Here is a 1,382-nt window from a genome sequence, read left to right on the forward strand (position 1 = left end):
AACTGCTAAATGAAAAAGAGTAAGAAATAGACAATGAAATAAGGCACTTTCTGTTCAAATCGAACAGAAAGTGCCTTATTTTTATCTAAAAAATCAACTCGTCATAAAAAACGTAAGTTTTTCAGTGTCCTCTTTTTGTATGGAATCTTTCTTAGAAACGTGGTGATATAAATGAAAAAAGAGCCACACCGCAAGGGTATGACTCGATCAGAACGCCGAACAATCGAAACCAAAAGTTTAGAGACTAAAATTTCGATTGTGGCAAATGTAATAAGAACAACTTATTACGTGGTAAGAACATTGATGAATCTCTTCTAATTATATAACATAAGATTAGCTTAATCAAATGAAGGATTAGTTAATTTTAGATAAACTAAAGCCCTTTCCTTAATCGGAGAGGGCTTTTTTTATGTGATAAATTATTTAACTTTAATACTATACATTTTTTTATTGCCTGCTTGATCTACGGATTGTAAGCTGAAAGTAGCTTTTTTTGTTACTTGTACATAAAGTTCAATTTTAAAGTTACCTTTTGAATTAGAGCGTACTTTCTTTGTATAGGCGCCGTTTCTGTATAACTCTACAACCGTATTTGGCTCTGTTTTACCAGAAATTGTGTTACTTTTCGTTGTAACAGGATTGATTTTTAGTTCGGCAGGTATACGATCAATCAGCTGCCATTTAGCTACTAATTTTGTATCTTTCGTGATGGATTGTTTTGGGAACATAAACTTCGTTTTACCATTATACCAACCGATAAATGTATACTCTTTTTTCGTTGGTTTTTTTGGTTCAATAGCTTTGTTCAAATAATCAACTTGAGTTGATTTTACTTTTGAGCCACCTTGTGAATCGAATGAAACGGTATAGTTCTTCACTTGCCATTTAGCTGTTAATACCATGTTATCTTGAATGAAATCTGTCGTGAATTGCCATTTATTTTCTCCATCATACCAACCAGCAAATGTATAGCCTTCTTTAGTGGGTACAAGAGGTTCTTTAGCAGCTGTGTTAAATGGAACGGTTTGAGTAGCAACTGGGTTACCACCTATAGAATCGAACGTCATTTTATAGTCGTTTAGCTTCCATTTAGCGCTAAGTGTAGTATCTTTACTAATCGTATCGCTTAAGAAATACCATTTATTTTCTCCATCATACCAACCAGCAAATGTATAGCCTTCTTTAGTTGGTACAAGAGGTTCTTTAGCAGCTGTGTTAAATGGAACGGTTTGAGTAGCAACTGGGTTACCACCTATAGAATCGAACGTCATTTTATAGTCGTTTAGCTTCCATTTAGCGCTAAGTGTAGTATCTTTACTAATCGTATCGCTTAAGAAATACCATTTATTTTCTCCATCATACCAACCAGCAAATGTATAGCC

Annotated in this window: 1 protein-coding gene; it reads right to left on the reverse strand. The window is 33.9% G+C overall.

All coding sequences use genetic code 11. From position 1 onward, the window contains the following. Nucleotides 1-419 precede the first annotated feature (419 nt). A partial coding sequence (locus tag DEX24_RS16805) for an InlB B-repeat-containing protein (protein WP_146193018.1) occupies nt 420-1,382 on the reverse strand: 963 nt, incomplete at its 5' end.

This window comes from Kurthia sibirica, assembly GCF_003143975.1.
In the GTDB taxonomy this organism is placed as follows: domain Bacteria; phylum Bacillota; class Bacilli; order Bacillales_A; family Planococcaceae; genus Kurthia; species Kurthia sibirica.